Source organism: Candidatus Frankia nodulisporulans (genome assembly GCF_902806475.1).
Classification (GTDB): domain Bacteria; phylum Actinomycetota; class Actinomycetes; order Frankiales; family Frankiaceae; genus Frankia; species Frankia umida.
In genome coordinates, this window is the sequence record NZ_CADCWS010000475.1 from 1 (window position 1) to 1,408 (window position 1,408).

1 protein-coding gene and 1 pseudogene are annotated in these 1,408 nt (G+C 70.2%); one reads left to right on the forward strand and one right to left on the reverse strand.

Features of this window, described 5'->3' with window-relative positions; genetic code table 11:
- Positions 1–809: urease subunit alpha (locus G6R24_RS20925; RefSeq protein WP_163550831.1), on the forward strand; the 809-nt coding region annotated here is incomplete at its 5' end.
- A gap of 85 nt (positions 810–894) precedes the next feature.
- Here the strand turns inward: G6R24_RS20925 and G6R24_RS20930 are convergent.
- A pseudogene (locus G6R24_RS20930) lies at positions 895–1,248 on the reverse strand (ATP-binding cassette domain-containing protein); the annotation flags it as partial.
- Positions 1,249–1,408: the final 160 nt, after the last annotated feature.

The window sequence follows — 1,408 nt, forward strand, 5'->3', positions numbered from 1 at the left end:
CGAACCCGACCCGCCCGCACACCGTCAACACCCTTGACGAACATCTCGACATGCTGATGGTCTGCCATCATCTGAACCCGGCCGTCGCCGAGGACCTGGCCTTCGCCGAGAGCCGCATCCGTCCGTCCACGATCGCCGCCGAGGACATCCTGCACGACCTCGGCGCCATCTCGATGATCGGCTCCGACTCGCAGGCGATGGGCCGCATCGGCGAGGTGGTCCTGCGCACCTGGCAGACCGCCCATGTGATGAAGCGCCGCCGCGGCGCCCTGCCCGGTGACGGCGCGGCGGACAACGCCCGGGCCCGCCGCTACGTCGCCAAGTACACGATCTGCCCCGCGGTCGCCCACGGTCTGGACGCCCACGTCGGCTCGGTCGAACCCGGCAAACTCGCCGATCTGGTCCTCTACGACCCGGCGTTCTTCGGTGTCCGTCCGTCGGTCGTGCTCAAGGGCGGCCTGATCGCCTGGGCCGCGATGGGTGACGCCAACGCCTCCATCCCCACCCCGCAGCCGGTGTTGCCCCGCCCGATGTGGGGGGCCGCGCGTGGCCCGGCGGCCTCGACCTCGCTGACGTTCGTCGCCCCCGCCGCCGTCGAGGACGGCCTGGTCGAACGGCTGGGCCTGGCCACCCCGGTCGTCGCGGTCGCCGACGTCCGCCGCCGCGGCAAGGCCGACCTGCCCGAGAACACCGCCACCCCCGACATCCGCGTCGACCCGGACACCTTCACCGTCCGCATCGACGGTGACCCTGTGGACGCCGACCCCGCCACCGAGCTCCCGATGGCCCAGCGCTACTTCCTGTTCTGAGCCGGTTCCCACCGATCGGGACGCCCACCTCCGCGAGCCGCGGCCGTTTCGGCGGCCCCTGAACTCCGCGATGATCGTCCAGGGATCACCGCAGGGTGCCCGCGGCCAGCAGTTCACGGGTGTAATCAGGGGCGGGCGCGGCGAGCAGCCCTTCGGCCGGCCCCGCCTCGACGACCAGGCCGCCGCGCATCACCAGGATGTGCTCGCTGACATGCCCGATCACGCCCAGGTCGTGCGAGATGAACAGCAGAGCGAGACCGAACTCGGCCTGAAGGTCGGCCAGCAGGTCGAGGATCTGCGCCTGGATGGAGACGTCCAGCGCGGAGACGGGCTCGTCGCAGACCAGCAGGTCCGGGCCGGGGGCCCTCGCCCGGGCGAGGGCGACCCGCTGCCGCTGGCCGCCGGAGAGCTCGAGGGGACGCCGCTCGAGCAGCCGGGCGCTGGACATCTTCCCGCATCCGCGGAAGATTACAGCCAGACCACGAGGCTTATGCAGAAGTCTGATTTCATTTCAAAACAAAACGGGATGCGCCCGAGTTGAAAGACAACGGCCCCTGCCCCACACTGGAAGATTATCTACGACAACAATCTTCGGGGGG